17 protein-coding genes are annotated in these 19,467 nt (G+C 41.9%); 4 read left to right on the top strand and 13 right to left on the bottom strand.

The window, feature by feature from the left end; all coding sequences use genetic code 11:
• Positions 1-124 precede the first annotated feature (124 nt).
• The 3 genes from budA to PCY07_RS04230 form a co-directional block, all read right to left on the bottom strand.
• A complete protein-coding gene (gene budA, locus PCY07_RS04220) occupies positions 125-841 on the bottom strand; it encodes an acetolactate decarboxylase (protein ID WP_301356652.1) in 717 nt (238 codons plus the stop codon).
• A gap of 71 nt (positions 842-912) precedes the next feature.
• Positions 913-2,142 (bottom strand): tetratricopeptide repeat protein, encoded by a 1,230-nt coding sequence (locus PCY07_RS04225; RefSeq protein ID WP_301356653.1) that lies wholly within the window; start codon positions 2,140-2,142, stop codon positions 913-915.
• Positions 2,132-3,307: an AI-2E family transporter gene (locus PCY07_RS04230; RefSeq protein ID WP_024054839.1), complete on the bottom strand. Its 1,176-nt coding sequence runs from the start codon at positions 3,305-3,307 to the stop codon at positions 2,132-2,134. Before PCY07_RS04230 ends, PCY07_RS04225 begins: the two co-directional genes overlap by 11 nt.
• A gap of 168 nt (positions 3,308-3,475) precedes the next feature.
• On the opposite strand from PCY07_RS04230, the gene PCY07_RS04235 reads away from it, so the two are divergent.
• Both PCY07_RS04235 and PCY07_RS04240 read left to right on the top strand, forming a co-directional pair.
• Entirely contained in the window at positions 3,476-4,486 is a 1,011-nt protein-coding gene (locus PCY07_RS04235) for a lactonase family protein (RefSeq protein ID WP_301356654.1), read from the top strand.
• A gap of 95 nt (positions 4,487-4,581) precedes the next feature.
• Positions 4,582-4,767 carry a hypothetical protein gene (locus PCY07_RS04240; RefSeq protein WP_003002861.1) on the top strand — a complete coding sequence of 62 codons (186 nt, stop codon included), beginning with the start codon at positions 4,582-4,584 and terminating at the stop codon, positions 4,765-4,767.
• 257 nt (positions 4,768-5,024) lie between these two features.
• Here PCY07_RS04240 and eno read toward each other — a convergent pair whose 3' ends face one another.
• Positions 5,025-6,329 (bottom strand): surface-displayed alpha-enolase, encoded by a 1,305-nt coding sequence (gene eno / locus PCY07_RS04245; protein ID WP_070661928.1) that lies wholly within the window; start codon positions 6,327-6,329, stop codon positions 5,025-5,027.
• A 211-nt stretch (positions 6,330-6,540) separates the two neighbouring features.
• Here eno and PCY07_RS04250 point away from each other — a divergent pair, with 211 nt between their 5' ends.
• Positions 6,541-6,993, top strand: a complete 453-nt coding sequence (locus PCY07_RS04250; protein ID WP_301356655.1) for a DUF1694 domain-containing protein — start codon at positions 6,541-6,543, stop codon at positions 6,991-6,993.
• 42 nt (positions 6,994-7,035) lie between these two features.
• Here the strand turns inward: PCY07_RS04250 and PCY07_RS04255 are convergent, their stop codons facing one another.
• From PCY07_RS04255 to PCY07_RS04295, 9 genes are all read right to left on the bottom strand, one after another.
• Positions 7,036-8,151, bottom strand: coding sequence for a glycerate kinase (locus tag PCY07_RS04255; protein ID WP_301356656.1), 1,116 nt, complete (start codon positions 8,149-8,151; stop codon positions 7,036-7,038).
• Complete coding sequence (gene serB, locus PCY07_RS04260) at positions 8,136-8,804, bottom strand: phosphoserine phosphatase SerB (RefSeq protein ID WP_301356657.1); 669 nt, start codon at positions 8,802-8,804, stop codon at positions 8,136-8,138. The genes PCY07_RS04255 and serB overlap by 16 nt, the downstream gene beginning before the upstream one ends.
• A gap of 115 nt (positions 8,805-8,919) precedes the next feature.
• A complete protein-coding gene (gene ezrA, locus PCY07_RS04265; protein WP_061455067.1) occupies positions 8,920-10,644 on the bottom strand; it encodes a septation ring formation regulator EzrA in 1,725 nt (574 codons plus the stop codon).
• Positions 10,645-10,730: 86 nt separating this feature from the next.
• A complete protein-coding gene (gene gyrB, locus PCY07_RS04270) occupies positions 10,731-12,680 on the bottom strand; it encodes a DNA topoisomerase (ATP-hydrolyzing) subunit B (RefSeq protein WP_049475345.1) in 1,950 nt (649 codons plus the stop codon).
• 12 nt (positions 12,681-12,692) lie between these two features.
• Positions 12,693-13,256, bottom strand: a complete 564-nt coding sequence (locus tag PCY07_RS04275) for an HAD-IA family hydrolase (protein WP_301356658.1) — start codon at positions 13,254-13,256, stop codon at positions 12,693-12,695.
• A gap of 164 nt (positions 13,257-13,420) precedes the next feature.
• Entirely contained in the window at positions 13,421-13,972 is a 552-nt protein-coding gene (locus PCY07_RS04280; RefSeq protein ID WP_301356659.1) for a DJ-1 family glyoxalase III, read from the bottom strand.
• 15 nt (positions 13,973-13,987) lie between these two features.
• Positions 13,988-15,217, bottom strand: coding sequence for an FtsW/RodA/SpoVE family cell cycle protein (locus PCY07_RS04285; protein WP_013903860.1), 1,230 nt, complete (start codon positions 15,215-15,217; stop codon positions 13,988-13,990).
• Between the two features lie 32 nt (positions 15,218-15,249).
• Complete coding sequence (locus PCY07_RS04290) at positions 15,250-16,230, bottom strand: putative sulfate exporter family transporter (protein WP_156672456.1); 981 nt, start codon at positions 16,228-16,230, stop codon at positions 15,250-15,252.
• Positions 16,231-16,234: 4 nt separating this feature from the next.
• On the bottom strand, positions 16,235-18,688 hold the full coding sequence (locus PCY07_RS04295; RefSeq protein ID WP_301556727.1) for a bifunctional DnaQ family exonuclease/ATP-dependent helicase: 2,454 nt from the start codon (positions 18,686-18,688) through the stop codon (positions 16,235-16,237).
• Between the two features lie 118 nt (positions 18,689-18,806).
• Here PCY07_RS04295 and PCY07_RS04300 point away from each other — a divergent pair, with 118 nt between their 5' ends.
• Positions 18,807-19,448: an MBL fold metallo-hydrolase gene (locus PCY07_RS04300; RefSeq protein ID WP_301355409.1), complete on the top strand. Its 642-nt coding sequence runs from the start codon at positions 18,807-18,809 to the stop codon at positions 19,446-19,448.
• Positions 19,449-19,467 lie beyond the last annotated feature (19 nt).

Genomic DNA, 19,467 nt, shown 5'->3' on the forward strand with positions numbered 1-19,467 from the left:
CCGCACAGTTGAGTAGGGCTGTAAAAGCTGATGAAATCAGCGTAGTAGAGCCCACTCAACCACTGCGTCTTGCTCGACAATCCAAAAATAATTGAGAGGCTAGGACTTTTGTCCCAGCCTCTTTTTATTCTGCTTTATGGATGTCTTCTTTGACCTCATCAACATTGAATTTGGCAAAGAGGTACTGACGGTCTTGAACTGGGAAACGTTGATCCAGCTGATCGATGGCCCCCACCTCTACAATCCCTTCTGTGATGACAAAATCCATGACATGGCCACCAAAGGTGTGGTCATCTGAAATAAAGTGCAAATGATAACCAGCCACGCTCACGCCATGGAAAATTTCTGGTGTCCAAAAACCGACGATGGTTCCAGTGACATTTTCCCGTGTATACTCTGGCTGATGGGTTGCAACCTCTGCAAACTTCATCTCTGGTGTGGATTTTGGAATCATACGGACATGCATCTTGGCAAAGTCACCATGAATCTTAATGGAGCGGAAAAGATTTTCCCCATCATAATAAGACTCAATACGAGCTTCCAATTCCTCGTCTGTCATTTCAAAACGTTGGCGGAAAATCACTTCTGCTTGGTGAGGAACGACTGCTGCATAAGGAACCTTGGCATCCGGAGAAACTTCAACAATTTCAGGATGGTCGCCAGATCCCTTGGCCTGATAAGCCTTTCCATCTAATACGATCAACTCTCCATCAATAGAATCCAGCGTCCCAATTCCGAGGTTCCCATGTTCTAAGAGTTCTCCTATCGTAAATGACCCCCCGTACAGACCCGCCATTAGGGCTCCTAAGGTATTATATTGAAAAAGTTTCACTGGTTCCATGTTTTTCTCTCCTCATTCTATCTTCTACCAGTATACCACAAACTATTCCGAATCTTCACGATATGGTTTTATTAGAGGCTATCATAGAGGGTTTGCATCTGCACATCGTCTGGTACGATGGCCAAATACTGGTTGGCTACTTCACGCGCCCTTGTCACATCTCCAGCTTCACGCAACAAATAAACATAGGCTTCGAGGAATTCTGGGTTGTCCTTTAAATCCTCATAAAGCTCTTGGTAGGCTAAGACGGCCTCTTCTGTTTTCTCCAAGGCAGCCAAGGCACGCGCAATGTTCCACCGAGTGACAACCGTTTCGATTTCTTCATTTTGCCAATCTAAGACTTGGTCAAAGCGTTCCTGTTCCAAATAAAGGGTAGTGAGGCGAAGAGCAATCTCTTCGAGATCATCTGCCACTTCTTTAGCCTCTAATAGATAAGCTTCTGCCTGTTCAGGCTGGTGAAGTTCATAAGAAAGCTGAGAAGCAAGAAGCTTCAATTGGGCATCAAAGGGATTCTTCTGGATCCCTTGTTTAGCAATCTCAAGCGCTTTTTCACGGTCATTTTCAGCCTGTAAAGCCAAGGCATAACCATACTCATAGCCCTCAAAATCAGGCGACAAGGTATCAATTTGTTTGTAGTAGATCAGGGCTTTTTGGAATTCTTCTTGGTCAGACAATAAAGTCGCTAATTCGTAAGCAATCTGGTCATCAAACTCAATATCCAGAGCTTTCTCTAAGAAGGGAACAGCTGCTTCAAACTTACCAAGATTGGCATAGGCAAAACCAATCCGTTGATAGGTGGAAATTCCTGTTGCTTCTAAAATCTCCCGATTGTCTAACTGGGCATACTCTTGGATAGCCTCTTGGTAGCGTTCCAATTCCAGATCAATTTCAGCTAGTCCTAATTGAATGATGGGATCATCAGACAGACGGGCTGCTTCAACTAATTTTTCACGCGCCACATCTGCTAAGCCTTCCATCTGATAGAGATCCGCCTTAACCAAGAGACTGGCCACATACCAGTTAGAGTCTGGCTCAATTTCTTCTAAATAAGCAAAGGCCTCTTCCATTTGTCCTTCCTCTGCAAGGATGGTTGCCAAACTTAGATACACTTCTGGATAGGTTTCTGCAATCTGTTCATAGATCTCCTTTGCCTGAGGGTAAAAACCGATACTTTCAAGATATTGACCTAAATCCAATAATTGTGCTTCACTATCTTCTAACAAAGCCTGTTGAAATTGAACTTCTGCTTCTTCTAGCTCCTGCCGATCGAGAGCCTCTACCATTTGTTGACTATGACTCACTGTGTGTTTCCTCTTCTATTTCATTGTGTTCTTCATACAAGCCACTGACGACCTTATACCATTCAAAGATAGCTCCAATCACCACCTTAGCAGATGCATAGACTGGAATTCCAAGGAAAACTCCCCAGATTCCAAACATAGATCCTGACGTCAAGAGAACAAATAAAATGGTAATCGGGTGGATATTTAACTGGCTTCCCAAAACCAAGGGTGATACAAAACGTCCTTCAATGGTTTGCTCCACTGCAAATACAATCAAGACCTTGATAAACATCTCTGGTCCTGCTACCAAGCCTAATACCAAAGCAGGTAACATGGCTAAGAAACTACCCAAGTATGGGATCAAATTCAAGATCCCTGCAGAGATCCCTAGTGTCACCGCATAGCGCAAGCCAATGATCTTAAAGAAGATGATGAACATAATGGCGACGACAATGGCTACCGTAATTTGCCCTCGAACGTAGTTGGAGAGTTGGGTGTTGACATCTGAGAGAACTTGTTCAGCCGATTTACGAATCTTAGTCGGTAAGAAGCGAACAATGTGGCCCTTTAAATTTTTTCCATCTCGAAGAAGATAAAAGACAATAAAAGGCATGATGATCAAGGCAACAATAACTTGCGAAGCCACTCCGATCAAGTTGCTGACCCAATTGACAGCCCGCCCAGAGATCGAACTGGCCCAAGAAGTAATATTTGCAGACAGTTCCTTAGTGATCTCATCTAACTGGGGTTTGATATCTGAGGAGACGCGATTATCTAGAAAATCATCGATGGTTGCATTGGCCTTTTCCAAATAAGTTGGCAGGTTATGAAAGAAACTCACTACTTGTCGTTGGACGGATGGTATTACCACCGCTAGACCCCAGATTAAGAGCACTGCAATCAAGAAAAAGACTAAGGAAATCGCAAAAATCCGCTTGAGTCCTTTTCTTTCAAGAAAATCAACAATAGGGTTTAGCAGGTAATAGAGCAAACCAGAAATAATGACAGGCAGCATGACGGCTCCTGCAAACTCAAAAATAGGAATAAAAATAAAGGTGATTTTACTCAAAACCAAAAGGTTCAAGCCCAACAGCAAGGTAACTAAAAATACAGTAATGGCCTTGTTGTCTAAAAACCATCTAAAAAACCAGGACAAACTAAACTGTTTTTCTTTATTATCCACAGAGAACTCCTTTTCATTTCAATCTGTTTCTATTTTAGCATTTTTTGAGCTTGAAGTTACGAAAAAACTAGCAAAATAAGAAAGAAAGGCCCTCCCCTTTTCAACTAGCAATTGCCTTCCAATAGGACCTTTGATATAATAAACCTAACAAATCATACGAGGTGACCTATGTCTCAAACCATTTATTTCGGTACCTATACCAAAAAAGAATCCAAAGGAATTTACAAGGCACAATTTGACCCTGAAACAGGAGCATTGAGCCATCTTGAACTAGTGGCCGCTGAGCCCAATCCAACCTATATCGCTTTTTCTGAAAAAGGCAATCTCTACAGTGTCGGAGCTGAAGAGGGAAAAGGAGGAATCGCAAGTTTTACAGCTGATTTTCAGCCGCTCAATCACGTTGTTGAAGAGGGAGCACCACTCTGCTATGTCTCTGTAGATGACAAGCGTCAACTGGTCTATGGAGCCAACTATCACAAAGGCCAAGTTCTCGTATATAAGCTAGAGGCAGATGGACGTTTGTCCTTTGTCGATCAAGACACCCACCAAGGAAGTGGTCCTCATGCCAATCAAGCAAGTCCACATACCCACTATGCAGACCTTACGCCAGATCAGTACTTAATCACGTGTGACCTAGGAACAGATAGTTTGCATGTCTATGATGTCAGTGAGGAAGGAAACCTAACCCTGATCAATCAGTATCAAACAGCCCCAGGGGCAGGACCTCGTCACCTGGTCTTTCATCCTCACTATAAGACTGCCTATCTCATCAATGAATTAAATGCTACGATCGATGTACTCTTTTATGATGGTATGGGTGAATTCGAACACTTCCAAACCCTTTCTACTCTTCCATCAGACTACGATGGTCAAAAATGGGCTTCTGCGATCAAGCTCTCAGCTGATGGAAAATTCCTCTATGCATCTAACCGTGCTCACAATTCCATCGCTGTCTTCAAAGTTGTGGCTGATGGTAGCCTAGAACTCATTGAAATTGTTCCAACTCAAGGCCTCAATCCACGAGATTTCACGCTTAGTCCTGATCAAAACTATTTGATCGCAGCCCATCAAGATTCACCGAATGCCACCGTCTTCAACCGAGATTCTGCTAGCGGAAAATTGGCCCTTCTATCCGACGACTTCTATGTTCCAGAGGCCGTTTGTACGGTTTTTCATTAAGTCGTTTTAGTTGTCAAACCTCTAAAAAAATGATTAAATAGATGAGAAAAAGGCGCGAGCCTGACTTCACAACTTATATTTTAGGAGACCCTAACATGAATCCATTGGACTTATTTAACCAAGTGAAAGAAATGATCGAAAAGAAAGATTTCGATGCTGCAAAGAAATTTGTTGATGACAACAAAGACAACCTCGGTGACTACCTTGAACAAGCTAAAGGGCTTGTATCTGGAAATGAAATGGTCAGCGGTGCCTTGGACAAAATCAAAGGCTTGTTCTAATAAGACGATGAGAGTGGAACAGAAATCGGTAATTCGTTAGAATTCGATTTCGTCGTCCCACCTCCGCACAGTTGAGTAGGGCTGTAAAAGCTGATGAAATCAGCGTAGTAGAGCCCACTCAACCACTGCATCTTGCTCGACAATCCAAAAATAATTGAGAGGCCAGGACTTTTGTCCCAGCCTCATTTTTGTTTACCCCAATCGCAAAAAAAGATCCTTGAGAAAGCTCAAGGATCTTTCTAGTCTAGTAAACTAGATTATTTTTTCAAGTTGTAGAAAGATTCCAATCCACGGTATTCAGCAACTTCACCAAGTTGATCTTCGATACGAAGCAATTGGTTGTATTTAGCGATACGGTCTGTACGTGAAAGTGAACCAGTCTTGATTTGTCCTGCATTTGTTGCAACTGCGATGTCAGCGATTGTTGAATCTTCAGTTTCACCTGAACGGTGTGATACAACGGCAGTGTAACCAGCTTCTTTCGCCATTTCGATAGCGTCGAATGTTTCAGTAAGAGTACCGATTTGGTTAACTTTGATAAGGATTGAGTTAGCACATCCTTCTTTGATACCACGTGAAAGGTAATCAGTGTTTGTTACGAAGAAGTCGTCACCAACCAATTGAACTTTACCACCAAGACGTTCAGTAAGAGCTTTCCATCCGTCCCAGTCGTTTTCGTCCATACCATCTTCGATAGTGATGATTGGGTATTTGTTTACCAATTCTTCAAGGTAGTCGATTTGTTCAGCAGCAGTGCGGACAGCAGCTCCTTCACCTTCGAATTTAGTGTAATCGTAAACTTTACGTTCTTTATCGTAGAATTCTGATGATGCACAGTCAAATCCGATAAATACGTCTTTACCTGGAACATAACCAGCAGCTTCGATAGCAGCGATGATAGTTTCTACACCATCTTCAGTTCCGTCGAAACGAGGAGCGAATCCACCTTCGTCACCAACGGCAGTTTCAAGACCACGACCTTTAAGGATTTTCTTAAGTGCGTGGAAGATTTCAGCACCCCAACGAAGAGCTTCTTTGAATGTAGGTGCACCAGCAGGTACGATCATGAATTCTTGGAAAGCGATTGGAGCATCTGAGTGAGATCCACCATTGATGATGTTCATCATTGGAGTTGGAAGAACTTTAGTGTTGAATCCACCAAGGTAGCTGTAAAGTGGGATTTCAAGGTAGTCAGCAGCAGCACGAGCTACAGCGATAGACACACCAAGGATTGCGTTTGCTCCCAATTTACCTTTGTTAGGAGTACCGTCAAGAGCGATCATTGCACGGTCAATAGCTTGTTGGTCACGTACATCGTAGCCGATGATTGCTTCAGCAATGATGTTGTTTACATTGTCAACAGCTTTTTGAGTTCCAAGACCACCGTAACGAGATTTGTCACCGTCGCGAAGTTCTACAGCTTCGTGTTCACCAGTAGAAGCTCCTGATGGAACCATACCACGTCCGAAAGCACCTGATTCAGTATAAACTTCTACCTCAAGTGTTGGGTTACCGCGTGAGTCTAGGACTTCGCGAGCGTAAACATCAGTAATAATTGACATTTCTTACTCTCCTTATTGAGTTATATTTTTTACTCCTCTATCATATCGTAATTAGGCTATTTTTTCAAGAAAAAACAAGGAAATCTACGAAAATTGAGAAGTTTTTAACAAGAAAACGGTTCCACTTTCTTTTTTTTTCTTCTATTTCCCCCTTATTTAATTTTTTCGCATTCTTCTATTCTTCTGCTACGCTTTATGCTATACTAAGCTTATGACAGATATTAATAAAACAATTTTAGAAAAAGCTGCTGGTCCTACTCGATTCAATCCGGATGAGCAGCGTCGATTTTTGGAGACTTATGAGGAGCGGGTGATTGCTTCATGCACCTTGGAGGAGGCAAGGGACAAGATGTACCTGGAGCAGTATTCGACAATCCTCACTGATATTTCAGATCGCTTTCATCCTGTTTTGGTCAAGATCTCCCCAGCTTTAGATGAAGGCAGCCAGCTACAATATTTGAAAAAAACCAAGGATCTTGGACTTGTGGCAAGCATCGTTTCGGATGACTGTCGTCATTCTCCCTTTGGTCTCATCATCCATACTGACCACCCATCTGGAATTTCACCAACAGACATGAATCTCCAGTATCCAAATTTATTTGAAAAGAAAGAAGAGACTGCCAGTCCAGAAAAGAAATCATTTTGGAAACGTCTCTTTAGCTAAAGAAAAACCAATGGAAGGGAACATCCCTTTTCCATTGGTTTTTTAGTTTGCTTTCATTTTTAAAAGGTTCCCAATATTTCTAGCGCAGGAAACCAGATTTCTTTCAGCATGAGCGAGTGCATCTGCTACCTCACAAGGACCAGGTACGATAGAGAAGGCAGCTTCAATGTGATGACTAGGAAAAGCTGGCAAATCCTCCGCTAAGCTACCACAAATAGCTATCACTGGGATCTTCTCTGGTGTTCGTTTGGCCACCCCGATAGGTGCCTTCCCTGAAAGGGATTGGAGATCCATCCTACCTTCCCCAACGACGACCAGATCAGCTTTATGTACTTTGTGATCAAAGTCAATCAAATCGAGGCTTTTCTCAATTCCAGATGAAATCTGACCTCCCGCAAAAGCGACCAAGCCAGCAGCCATCCCACCTCCAGCTCCGGCGCCAGGCATGGACAATATTCGTGCATCAGCAAGCTGGTAAAAATCCTGCATAGCCTGATCAACAGCTGGAAACAGAAGGGGATTCAAGCCTTTTTGCCCACCAAAGATATAGGTCGCTCCTTGACTGCCACAGAGAGGATTGGTTACATCCGTTAAGACTTGGAGCTCGATGTCTTGTAAAGCTTTTGGAACCGCACTGGTATCTATTCTAGCCACACGACCGAGCGAAGCCCCTACAGGACGAAGCAGATGGCCTTGATCATCATAGAAGGCTACCCCTAATCCAGCTGCCATCCCAATCCCACCATCATTCGTTGCAGAACCGCCAATTCCCACACAAATCGTTTTAACCCCTTGGTTAACCAATTGCAAAATAAGTTCACCAATTCCTCGTGTTTCCAGTTCAAGAGGATTTCGTTTTTCAGCTGGAATGGAGCCTAAACCGACAAGTGAAGCCATCTCAAAAAAAGCCATCTCATCTTTTTGGTAGTAAGACATTGAAACGGGCTGTCCAAATGGTCCTGTTACTTGAGTTTGGTACTCCGTTACATTCAGAACTCCAGCTAGGGTTTCCATGGTTCCTTCGCCACCATCCCCTATAGGAAGGAGGTCAAAAGTCGCATCTGGTAGAGCCTCTTGAAACCCTTTTTTTAAGTCTTCTGCTACTTGTTTGGCGGATAAGGATTCTTTAAATGAATCCGGTGCTAATAAGATATGCATGCTGTTTCCTTTCTATACTTGTCTAAAATTTCAAGAACAAGGCTTAAATCCCTCTTCTCGATACGATACGGGGCATGCTCAGCTACGATTGGCTTTGCCATAAAGGCAATCCCGATACCAGCTGTTTCAATCATCAGAAGATCATTGGCACCATCTCCCATAGCAAATGTCTGGCTTCTTGGGACATGATTTTCTCTCGCCCATATCAGGAGGGACTCTTTTTTCATTTCAGGACTCACAATTTCACCGAGGACTTCCCCTGTCAAACGGCCATCAGAAGTCTGCAAACGGTTGGCTCGGACAAGATCAATTCCTAAAGACCTCGCAATGGGATCGATGACTTCATGAAATCCCCCTGAAACAAGGCCAACCTTGTAACCCCTTTGATGAAGTTCCGTGATCAAGCGATCTGCTCCCAGTGTGACTTCAATCTGCTCCAAAATTTTCGGAAAGATAGAGGTCTCTAATCCTTTCAATAAAGCGACACGCGCCTCTAAAGATGTTGCAAAATCCAACTTTCCATTCATTGCTTGTGCTGTAATCTTTGCAACTTTTTCCCCCACGCCAGCAACTTGAGCTAGTAGATCAATCCCTTCCTGTCGGATCAAGGTTCCATCTACATCCATAACGAGAAGACCTGTTATTTCTTTCATCGCTTTCCTTTCTTATTTCTTCCTTACTATACAAAAATAGGGTTTAAATTTCAAGTTTCACTGATCATTTGAAGATTGTAAAAAAATGACCTCCTAAAAGGTCATTTTTCTGTTATTAGAAGCGAATTTGCTCCCTTGTTTTTTCATATGAAGTTACAAAGCGATCAGTCACTCCAGCTTCTACCATCTCTAAAGCATCTGAGATCACTTTAAAGGAAGCCGCATAGTCATATTCTCTTTCGAAAATATAAAGTGACTCATCAAAAGCTGCTTGGACATGATCATCAAATGATCGATAGCGATTTGAATATTGCAACAACTGCTCCGTTAAAGTAGCATTTTGTACAATTCGATACGTTGCTTCTTCCAATTCATTCATATCATTAGTCAAAATCTCTAACAAACGATTGGTCGATTCAATGTTTATCTTTTCGCCTTCTAATTCATCCATCAAAGCTTCTGTATTATTGCTTGCTGTGAAGAATAATTCCAAGAATTCTTGAGGGATTCCTGGCAAGTTACGCTTGTCCATATAGCGTTTGATCGCATGCAATCGATTCGCATAGATATTCGCTTTTTGGCGAGCGTTAGCATCATCCTTCTCAATTTTTGAAAGAGAATCATTTAAGTTGATTTGTTCATCTTCAATTTCTTTCAAACGAGCCTCGATTGCTTCTAGCTCTTCTTTCAAGATTGAATAAGCTTTTTGAGTTTCAGATGAATCTTTCAAAGCATCCTCAACCACATCTTCTTGTGAAGATAGCTCAGCTTCTAACTCTTTTAACTGTTGGCTAAAAGATTCATTCAAGACGAATGTTTTACCGAGACGTTCCACTTCTGCTGCAAGGTTGCTGTTGTTATCTTTTGCATGTTTCAAATAACCAGGCAGTTGTTTCACCAACTTTTTCACAACCTTTTGTGATTCAATTTCACGGGTAAAGATGTGATACAAAGCATCAATTTCTTCTTGAATTTGCTCATTTTCGTAAATAGCATTGTCTAATTCAAGAGCTGACACATTTGCCATATTGTTCTTCAAGGAAGCATGCAATTGTTGGAAACGAGATTCTATGTCGGTTTCTGTGAAATGATAACCTGATTCCAAAAGCTTACGGTAACCACTTTCCAAATCTTCTAATTGATCTGGAAGTTTTGCCTGAAGAGCTGAGACAATCTCTGGTACACGTTCAACAATGTGTGTCAATGCTACGATGTGACTCTCAGCTGTATCAAGGATTTCAGCTGCTTCAACAGGATCTCCTGAGGAATTTAAAGTCACAAATTGTGAAAACTCAGACTGAATATTGCCGACTTGCTTTTCGATCTCAGAAAGAGCACTACCATAGCGATCTACATCTGAAGTTACTTCTTTTTGTAGGTTCTCAAACATATCCAAGGCATGAACCACACGGCCACTATTCTTTTGCTCTTGCTCTTCCAGATCAGAAAGGGCTTGGCGGATCGACTTGATATCTTCATCAATTAGCTGGATCTGACTCTCGATATTATTAATGGCTTGTTTAGCCTTCATGAAACGGAATGAATTATTAAAGCCTTCCGCTTCAAACAAATTGTTTTCAATATCAGCAAATGAATTTAAGGATAAATCTACCCATTTTTGATTCCATTCACGAAATGCAATTTGACTTTGACCAATCAAATGCATGTTTTTCACAGCCTCTACTTCATCGTTGACTGGAAGGTTGTATAACTTTTCTTTTCTTTCTTCCAGTGCAGCCAGTAAGGCTTCGTTCCGTTTTCTCAAAATCACTGCAACCACATATCCTACAATTAAGATGAGGGCTACAACAATGATGAGAATAATTAGTCCACTAGACATATAAAAACTCCTTCATCGTATTACTTGAACGTAATCCTAGTAATTATACCATAAAATATCCATTAATGGGAAGCGTTCGTTGAATTTTATACATCGAGTGTACTATATTCAGCGTTTTCTTCGATAAACTCACGACGGGGTTCTACTCGATCTCCCATCAACATATCAAAAATTTTATCTGCTTCAGCAGCATCATCTACAGATACACGCGCCATCAAACGATGTTCAGGGTTCATAGTTGTTTCCCACAGTTGGTGATCATCCATTTCTCCAAGACCTTTGTATCGTTGGATAGTTGGTTTTGAGCGACCTTCTGAATAGCGTTCCAAGGCTGCAGCTAATTCTGCTTCTTGGTTAGCACCTGGTTGGATATATTCTTTAATTTCACTACCCACTTTGACCCCATAGATCGGTGGTTGTGCGATATAAACATATCCCGCCTCCAAGACCGGTTTCATATAGCGATAGATCAAGGTCAATAGAAGAGTTCGGATATGAGCGCCATCGACATCGGCATCGGTCATGATCACTAATTTTTGATAACGCGCTTTTGTAACATCAAATTCTGCACCAAATCCAGTTCCCATTGCTGTAAATAGGCTACGAATTTCTTCATTGGCTAGAATTTTGTCCATACTTGCTTTTTCAACGTTCAAGATCTTACCACGAATTGGGAGAATCGCTTGAAATTCCCGATTCCGACCGGATTTTGCAGATCCTCCGGCTGAATCCCCTTCGACGATAAAGAGTTCTGTTTCTTGTGGATTATTTGAAGAACAATCTGCCAATTTACCAGGTAGGTTGGAAATCTCAAGCCCTGATTTCTTACGGGTCACCTCACGTGCTCGCTTAGCAGCTACTCGAGCTTTCGCCGCTAAAATCCCTTTTTCGACGATTTTCTTAGCAATTTGCGGATTTTCCAAAAGGAAATCAGAAAAGGCGTCACTAAAGAGTCGATTGGTAATTTTAACAACTTCTGAATTTCCAAGTTTGGTCTTAGTTTGTCCTTCAAACTGTGGATTAGGATGTTTAACCGAGATAACTGCTGTTAAGCCTTCTCGAACATCTTCCCCAGTTAGATTGTCTTCGTTTTCTTTTAAGAGCTTATTTTTCTTAGCATAATCATTGATCACACGAGTGAGAGCTGTACGGAAGCCCTGTTCATGCGTCCCACCTTCATGGGTATGAATGTTATTAGCAAAACTCATGACCGTCTCATGGTAGCCTGTGGTATATTGCATAGCTACTTCAACTGTAATATCATCCATTTCACCATCTGTGTAAATTGGTTTTTCAAAGATGACATCTTTGTTTTCATTGATGTATTCGACGTAACTAGAGATCCCACCTTCGTAGTGGTAATGCTTTTCTTGCTCCAAGCCTTCTCGCTTATCCGTCAAAGAAATACGCAAGCCACGATTCAAAAAGGCTAGTTCTTGAATCCGTTTATTTAATTTTTCAAAATCATACTCGGTTGTTTCCGTGAAGATTTCTGGGTCTGGAATAAAGTGAACAGTTGTCCCTGTCCGATCTGTCTCCCCGATAACTTTCAAATCATCCACAACGTGTCCACGTCGATACTCTTGGTAATGGATACTACCATTTTTATAGACGCGAACATCGAGGGATGTAGAGAGGGCATTCACAACGGATGACCCTACCCCGTGAAGACCACCAGAAACCTTGTAACCGCCTCCGCCGAATTTTCCTCCGGCGTGAAGCACGGTAAAGACAGTTTCAACGGCAGGTCGACCTGTCTTTTCTTGGATATCCACGGGGATCCCACGACCATCATCGACAACCGTGATAGAATTATCTGCTTCAATGAAAACTTCAATATGGCTAGCAAAACCGGCTAAGGCTTCGTCAATCGAGTTATCTACGATTTCCCAGACCAGATGATGAAGACCTTCTTTTGAGGTAGATCCAATATACATCCCCGGACGCATCCGAACGGCTTCTAGTCCTTCCAAGACCTGAATCTGACTGGCGTCATATTCTTGTGCTTGATTTTCTTGCTGTTTATCCTCTGTCATAATTTCCCTTTTCTATTCAAATATAAACTGGTGTAAGTGTGGCATGGAATCAAATAAATAGGTCGAAAGCCCTGCAGCCTCCCCAGCTTCTATATCGATCGGACGATCTCCGATGACCAAACCATCTTGAATGCCATATTTTTCCTTCAAATAAAGCATAGAGGCTGGATCTGGTTTTCGAGGAAATCCCTCGTCTGCTGTTACAATCTCCGTAAAGAAGGGGGCAATGCCTGTCTGTTCAATAAGGGTCAGAACTTGGCGATCCCGATGAGATACCAAAAAATGGCGTCCTCCATGTGCTTGTATCTCTTCTAGTAACTCTTTTGCCCCCTCAAATAAGACCGGCTCTTGCAAGCCCAAGGCTTCTTTTTTCTTGTATTCCGTACGAAAATTGGAAATATGAGGTGCAAAAGTTTGAATTGCATCCTGTGTTGAGATTTTTAATGCTACATAAACAGAATCATGATCGGCTTGGATGTGAAAGTCCTTCAATGTCGCTACAAAGGCATTTGTGGACGTTTCGTAATTATCCAATAGCGTCCCACCAAGATCCCATATAAAATCATGATAATTCATAGTCAATATTATACCACAAATGGACAAAAAAAATAAGCTAAAACCCTCATTTAGGGGGATTTTAGCCATTTTTTACGGTCATTTCATTTTAAATCAAAAAGAAGTCATTTTCTGTCATAGAATGTGATCTTTCACCAGAAAAAACGGTGTCAAAAAGAGCTCTTTTAAGCATCCCCAAAGACGTCTTGATAGAGCATTCCTTTACGAAGGCTTTGGGCATCTCCTCCAAATTGCTCTACCAAGGCATAGGCTAAGGCAAGAGCAGTTGAAGGACCTCGACTGGTCAGGAGATTACCGTCTTTCACCACTGTTTCTTTCTGATAGTGGCCGTCTTGAATCTCTTCTTCAAAACCATCGTAACACGTATAGTTTTTTTCTTTTAAGAGGCCGGCACGCGCCAAGACAATTGGTGCTGCACAAATCGCAGAGATGATTTTTCCCTTCCTACTTTCTTCTTGAAGAGCTGCAATCAATTCCGGATTATCCCGCAAATTTGCGGCTCCTGGCATCCCACCTGGTAAGAAGATTCCATCATAATCTGACAGGTCTCCATTCCAGAGGCGATCTACTTCCACAGTGATCTGATGAGAACCTGTGACCGTTTCTTCCATACCAATGAGGTCACAGTCGATACCAGCTCGTCTCAAAACATCGACAATGGTCAAAGCTTCAATTTCTTCAAAACCGTTTGCTAAAATAGTTGCTACTTTTTTCATCTACATTCCTTCTTTCTATTGCGCCCTCTTAAGGACAACTTTTTTACGGATTGGCACCCCTTCCTCTGGCTCTTTCTTTTTGCTACTATGATTGTAAATTGAGAGAACCAGTCCAACACCAATTAGATTACTAATAATAGACGATCCACCTTGTGAGATAAAGGGGAGGGGAATCCCCGTCAAGGGGAGAAGACCAGTCACTGCTCCGACATTTTCAAAAATATGAAAGACCAGCATCATAATAAATCCAATGGAAATATAGGTATAAAACTGGTTATTGGACTGGAGGGTAATTTTTAAAATTCGATAAATCAAAAAAACGTATAAAATCAGAAGTACAAGTGAGCCAACAAAACCAAAATCTTCTGCTATTACAGTAAAAATCATATCACTTTCCCGCACAGGAACTAATAAATTGGAAACATTAAATCCCTGGCCTGACACGCCCCCACTAGCAATAGCTAACTGTCCTTGCGCTTGCTGGTAGGTTGTCGTTTGTGCGTAATCAAAAGGATTTAACCAAGCCAAAATCCGATTGATTTGGTAGGTTGGCATTCTTAATTGCTGGTGAAGAAAAGCACGACCACCTTCTGATAAAAAGAGGAAGAGAAAGCCAGCAAGGCCTCCAACAATGAACAAGACCACTGGTAAAATGATTTTCCAAGAAACTCCTGAAATCAGGACTAAGCCAGCAAAGATCGCCAAAAATACTAAGGCTGTTCCCAAATCCTGTTGGAGAGCCAATAAGGCAAAGACAGGAATCGTATAGATCGTCAACTCTAGAATCAAAAGCCAATCTTGTCGCAACCAGCGCTCACGCCCCTTATTTCGTTGTAAAAATCGGACAATGGAGCGTGACAGCATTAGAATGAAAGGAATTTTCATAAATTCTGAAGGCTGAAATAAGGTGATGTTTCCATAAGCCACCCAGTTTTTAGCTCCTGTTGAAGCTACCAAGTTTGGATTATAAAAGATAAGAGGAAGGACCATCAAGATCAAGCCAAGTAGGTAAAGAAAGGGAGTGATTTTCCATAGAAATTTCGTGCTAAATATCGTGACAATCAAGCAAACAACACACCCCATGCCAATCCAAGCCAATTGTTGTCCCAAAAAAGACCAGACCATTTGGGGATAGTCATGAGAAACTGCTACATAAACAGATAAAATCCCAATCATGAGAAGGGTGAGAACAATCCCAATGATCGAATAATCCAGGTGGATATCCCAAAAATGATTTTTCTTCATTCACGTTCCTTTCTGTTAGAATGGTAAATAATTTAGTAGAATAGCATCTGTAGAATTAAGCTAGATCCGGCTACACAAAACCAAGCAATCAACCCTACCAGAAGGGGGGCTGCTCCTGCTGCACGGAACTGTTTCCAAGAAACCTTGCTTCCGATTCCGACTAAGGCCATGGCCATAAAGAGGTGAGAAAGGTCCTTTAGATAAGGAAGAACCACTTTAGGTACCAAGCCGATAGATGAAAGGATAGAAGCCACAATAAACCAGATGATGAACCAAGGAATAATTTTTTTTAACATTCCTTTGTTTCTTCCTTGTTGTTTACTCCGATACCATTTTAAACCGATCAAGCCCAAACAGACCGGTACAATCATAAGAGCTCGTGTTAACTTAACAATTGTAGCCATTTCACCCGCCGCTTTACTGTAGGAAAACGCTGCTGCTACAACAGATGACGTATCGTTAATGGCTGTTCCTGACCAGAGGCCAAATTGAAAATTAGACATATGCCATATATGCCCTAATACTGGAAAGATAAAGACAGCCAAAATGTTGAAGAAGAAGATGGTTGACATAGATAAGGCAATTTCCTCTTCGTCTGCTTCAATGATCGGCGCAGCTGCTGCGATAGCAGATCCACCACAAATAGCTGTTCCAAACCCAATTAAGGTCCGTAGATGAGATTTCAGATGGAAGACTTTCCCAAAGATAATCGCTGCTAGAAAGGCAACTGTTATCGTTGGCAGACTAATCTTCAAAGAAGACAAGCCTGTAGAGGCAACCGTCGCAATCGGCAAGCTAAATCCCATAAAAATAATCGAATACTGCAATAATTTCTTACCGGACCAGTTCAGTCCTGGTCGTGAATTCTCTGGTAAATCTACTAATTCATTGAGGACAATTCCTAAAATCAAAGCAAAGACACTGGAGCCAATGATGGGAAAGAAATTTCCAAAAAACATGGCACAAAGAGCCAGTACGAATGCAATTGCTAGTCCAAATCCCTTATTTTTCATTCTCTCAATTCCTTTCAAAAAAATCAGCTGCTTGCTCAACAAGCCGCTCTCTCACAGTCGTCTGAAGGGGCAACACTTGTTGCAAACCATCTAAAATTTGTTTTCCATATCGTTTGGTCACCACCCGCTGGTCCAATAAGAGGACCAACGATTCCTGGTCTTGAAAACGGCTGGTTCTCCCAATAGCCTGTTTTAATCTTAAAATCGCGACCGGAAGGCTATAGTCATAAAAGGGATTTTTCCCCTGTTCTCTGAGTTGGGTATTCAGTTTTTGAACCATGTAATCTTTGGGGTTATCAAAAGGAAGGCGCGTGATCATTTGAATTACTTCTTTTTGTTGGGAAAAATCGACTCCCTCCCAGAAGCTTCCTGTTCCCAATAAAATAGAGCTTTCTCCTCGGTCAAATCGTCGCTTAATATTAGCTGCATCGCCATTTCGATACTGGGCCAAATGAGGAAACTTCAATGCGTTTGACGTCTCCAATAACAATTCTTTTGAGGTAAACAAAAGAAAAATTGGTTTTCTTAAAGGAAGGAGTTCATCGATGAGCTGACAAATCTCTCCTGCATACTCCACGGAAGATAAAGAAACGACATCTGGGAAATCTATCGGCACCAACAATTCCTGGTGTTGTTTGACTGTTATTGGCACCCGGTAAATTTGCTGCTCTTGGTATCCTAAAAGAGCAGGTAAATGCACCTTTTTACTGATAGCGATCGTCGCTGATACAAAGAGCACGGGCACCTCTTCAGGCACAAACTCCTTAAAGGATAGTAAGTCCTCAACTCCACCATGGAGACGAAGAATCTGGTGGCTTTCAACCACTTCTTTATCCATCCAAAAGGTTTGGTAGCGCTCATCAAACAATTCCCTTAGATTCTCTAGAGATTCGTTTTTTAATTCCGATACATCCTGTCGAATTTTTGCCACCGTTTGATCTGATAAGATCGCTGCTTTTCCTTGTAGGACTTCTTTTGAGCAGGCATTTAGTTCAAATTGAATACTCTCCAGCAACCGTCGCTGCAGAAGATCTTTCTCCTCTTCGATGGCGTGTTGCAAGCTTAGAAGAAGAGATTGCAAGTTTTCTTCTCTTTGTGAAAATTGCTCTAAAGCAAAAAAGAGTTTTTGCGCTTCATCCACTACCAGAACAGAGTCTTGAAGTAGACTCTTATCATCTTCTAGACGGGTTAACAGATAGGCATGATTGGTCAGAATCACCCGGCTGGTTTTCACTTTTTCCTGGCCGAGACGCCAAAAATCTTCCTGATAAAAAAGGGAACGCTTCGACAATTGGCCATCGTGGCATATCTCAGAAACAAAATGAAGATGACGATAGAGTTGGCCAATTTCACTGAACTCTCCCGTTTCTGTCATCGTCAGCCAAACCAAGAGTTGCATTTTAAAGCGTCGAATCATCCCGTTATCTGACTCACTTTGTAAGGCCTCATAAAATTTATCGAGTTGGATGTAATCCTTAGGACTTTTCAGGCTATGAAAGGGAATTTGGAAAAGATCTTGGATGGTCTTTCCTTCCTTCTTCATAATTTGATCCTGAAGAATTTTAGTTGGAACACTCACAAGAATGCGCTTGGAGGTTTTGGCCAAAAGCGTTAATAGATAGGCGTAGGTCTTCCCAATACCCGTTGGCGCCTCGATAAAACTTGGAAGCGGCTGGTGCAAACTGTCCTCGATAAAGGCAACAAATTCTCTCTGCTCTGGATAAGCTTCCATTCCCAACAGCTGCATATTGAGTTCAAACTGTTTAGACAAATGACGACTTTCTAAGAACTGCTGTGGCTTTCGCAGGTAGAGTCCATGAACTTCTACTAAATGAGCTGGTAAAAAAAGACTACTGTCTTCAAACGCATCTTCTATTAAGAGTCGTGATTCATATATCAAACAATCTGCCATCGAAAGAAGTTTTTCGATCAATCCTCTTGGTAAGCTCGCAATTTTTTCTCTCAATTTCAACAGCAGCTGGGCTGTTGCCATAGCATCCGCTAGAGCAGAGTGAGCATGATGCAACTCAATTTCCAACTCAGCCGCAAGTGCTCCTAAATTGTAGCGTTCTAAAGTCGGATAGAAAATTTGAGACAATTCAACCGTATCAATCCGAGGAGTCGTTAGCTCAAATCCTTCCCAAAAGAGGGCCTCTGCCAATAAATTCGCATCAAATTTGACATTATGGGCCACAAAGACGGCATCTTCTATTAATTCAAAAATTTCTTTTGCCACTTGTGCAAACTCTGGTGCTTTTTTCAAGCGAGCATCTGTCAGGCCAGTCAATTGTTTGATATGCTCATCCAATCGTTCATGGGGATTCACATCCGTCTCATAGGATTGCGTAATCCTCCCATCTTCGATGATGACAATCCCAACCTGAATGATCTTAGCATTGCTTCCAGCACTGGTCGCTTCCAGATCCACAATGGCATATTTCCGTTTCTGTCTTGTCATAGTACTTAAAATTATATCACGTTTGAGCAAGCTCTGCAGATTTTTTTCTCCTTTCAGGCTGACTTCAATCCTGTTATTTTCCTTGCAATTTGATACACTATTCTAGAAAGGAGTCCTTATGAAAATCTATCGTACCGTTAATCCTGTAGCTTATGAAAACACCTACTACCTTGAAAATGAACACTCCCTCATTCTTGTCGATCCAGGTAGCGACTGGGCAACCATTCAAAAACAAATTGATCGTATCGGTAAACCAATCGTAGCAATTCTTTTAACCCATACACATTACGATCACATTATGAGTCTTGAAAAGGTTCGTCAGACCTATCATTTCCCACCTGTTTATGTCCATTCAGCAGAAGCCAGTTGGTTGTCTTCTCCTGTCGATAATTTATCTGGTTTGGATCGGCATGCGGATTTAGAAGATATTGTATGCAAGGATGCAGACTTCCTTTATGACATTCGCTCTGATTACCAAATAGCCGATTTCCACTTTTATGTTCTGGAGACACCAGGCCACTCTGCAGGAGGGGTCTCTATCGTCTTTCCTGAGGATCACCTGATTCTATCCGGTGACGCCCTTTTTCGCGAAACCATTGGACGGACCGATCTTCCAACAGGGAACGCAGCACAGTTACTTAGCAGTATCAGAGAAGAACTCTTTACTCTTCCATCTTCCTATACCGTCTATCCCGGTCATGGCCCTGAAACTTCTATTGGTCACGAGAAGATGTTCAATCCCTTTTTTAGACAATCTTAAAGAGGCATGTATCCTCCTT

Source organism: Streptococcus sp. SP1 (assembly GCF_030440005.1).
Classification (GTDB): Bacteria; Bacillota; Bacilli; order Lactobacillales; family Streptococcaceae; genus Streptococcus; species Streptococcus parasanguinis.

Coding starts and splice junctions, on each gene's coding strand:
- serB (WP_301356657.1), bottom strand. CDS start 8,804: ATGAAAGAAATAACAGGTCTTCTCGTTATGGATGTAGATGGAACCTTG.
- PCY07_RS04280 (WP_301356659.1), bottom strand. CDS start 13,972: ATGAAAAAAGTAGCAACTATTTTAGCAAACGGTTTTGAAGAAATTGAA.
- PCY07_RS04255 (WP_301356656.1), bottom strand. CDS start 8,151: ATGCATATCTTATTAGCACCGGATTCATTTAAAGAATCCTTATCCGCC.
- PCY07_RS04295 (WP_301556727.1), bottom strand. CDS start 18,688: ATGACAAGACAGAAACGGAAATATGCCATTGTGGATCTGGAAGCGACC.
- PCY07_RS04275 (WP_301356658.1), bottom strand. CDS start 13,256: ATGAATTATCATGATTTTATATGGGATCTTGGTGGGACGCTATTGGAT.
- PCY07_RS04240 (WP_003002861.1), top strand. CDS start 4,582: ATGAATCCATTGGACTTATTTAACCAAGTGAAAGAAATGATCGAAAAG.
- budA (WP_301356652.1), bottom strand. CDS start 841: ATGGAACCAGTGAAACTTTTTCAATATAATACCTTAGGAGCCCTAATG.
- PCY07_RS04300 (WP_301355409.1), top strand. CDS start 18,807: ATGAAAATCTATCGTACCGTTAATCCTGTAGCTTATGAAAACACCTAC.
- gyrB (WP_049475345.1), bottom strand. CDS start 12,680: ATGACAGAGGATAAACAGCAAGAAAATCAAGCACAAGAATATGACGCC.
- PCY07_RS04250 (WP_301356655.1), top strand. CDS start 6,541: ATGACAGATATTAATAAAACAATTTTAGAAAAAGCTGCTGGTCCTACT.
- PCY07_RS04235 (WP_301356654.1), top strand. CDS start 3,476: ATGTCTCAAACCATTTATTTCGGTACCTATACCAAAAAAGAATCCAAA.
- PCY07_RS04290 (WP_156672456.1), bottom strand. CDS start 16,230: ATGAAAAATAAGGGATTTGGACTAGCAATTGCATTCGTACTGGCTCTT.
- eno (WP_070661928.1), bottom strand. CDS start 6,329: ATGTCAATTATTACTGATGTTTACGCTCGCGAAGTCCTAGACTCACGC.
- ezrA (WP_061455067.1), bottom strand. CDS start 10,644: ATGTCTAGTGGACTAATTATTCTCATCATTGTTGTAGCCCTCATCTTA.
- PCY07_RS04285 (WP_013903860.1), bottom strand. CDS start 15,217: ATGAAGAAAAATCATTTTTGGGATATCCACCTGGATTATTCGATCATT.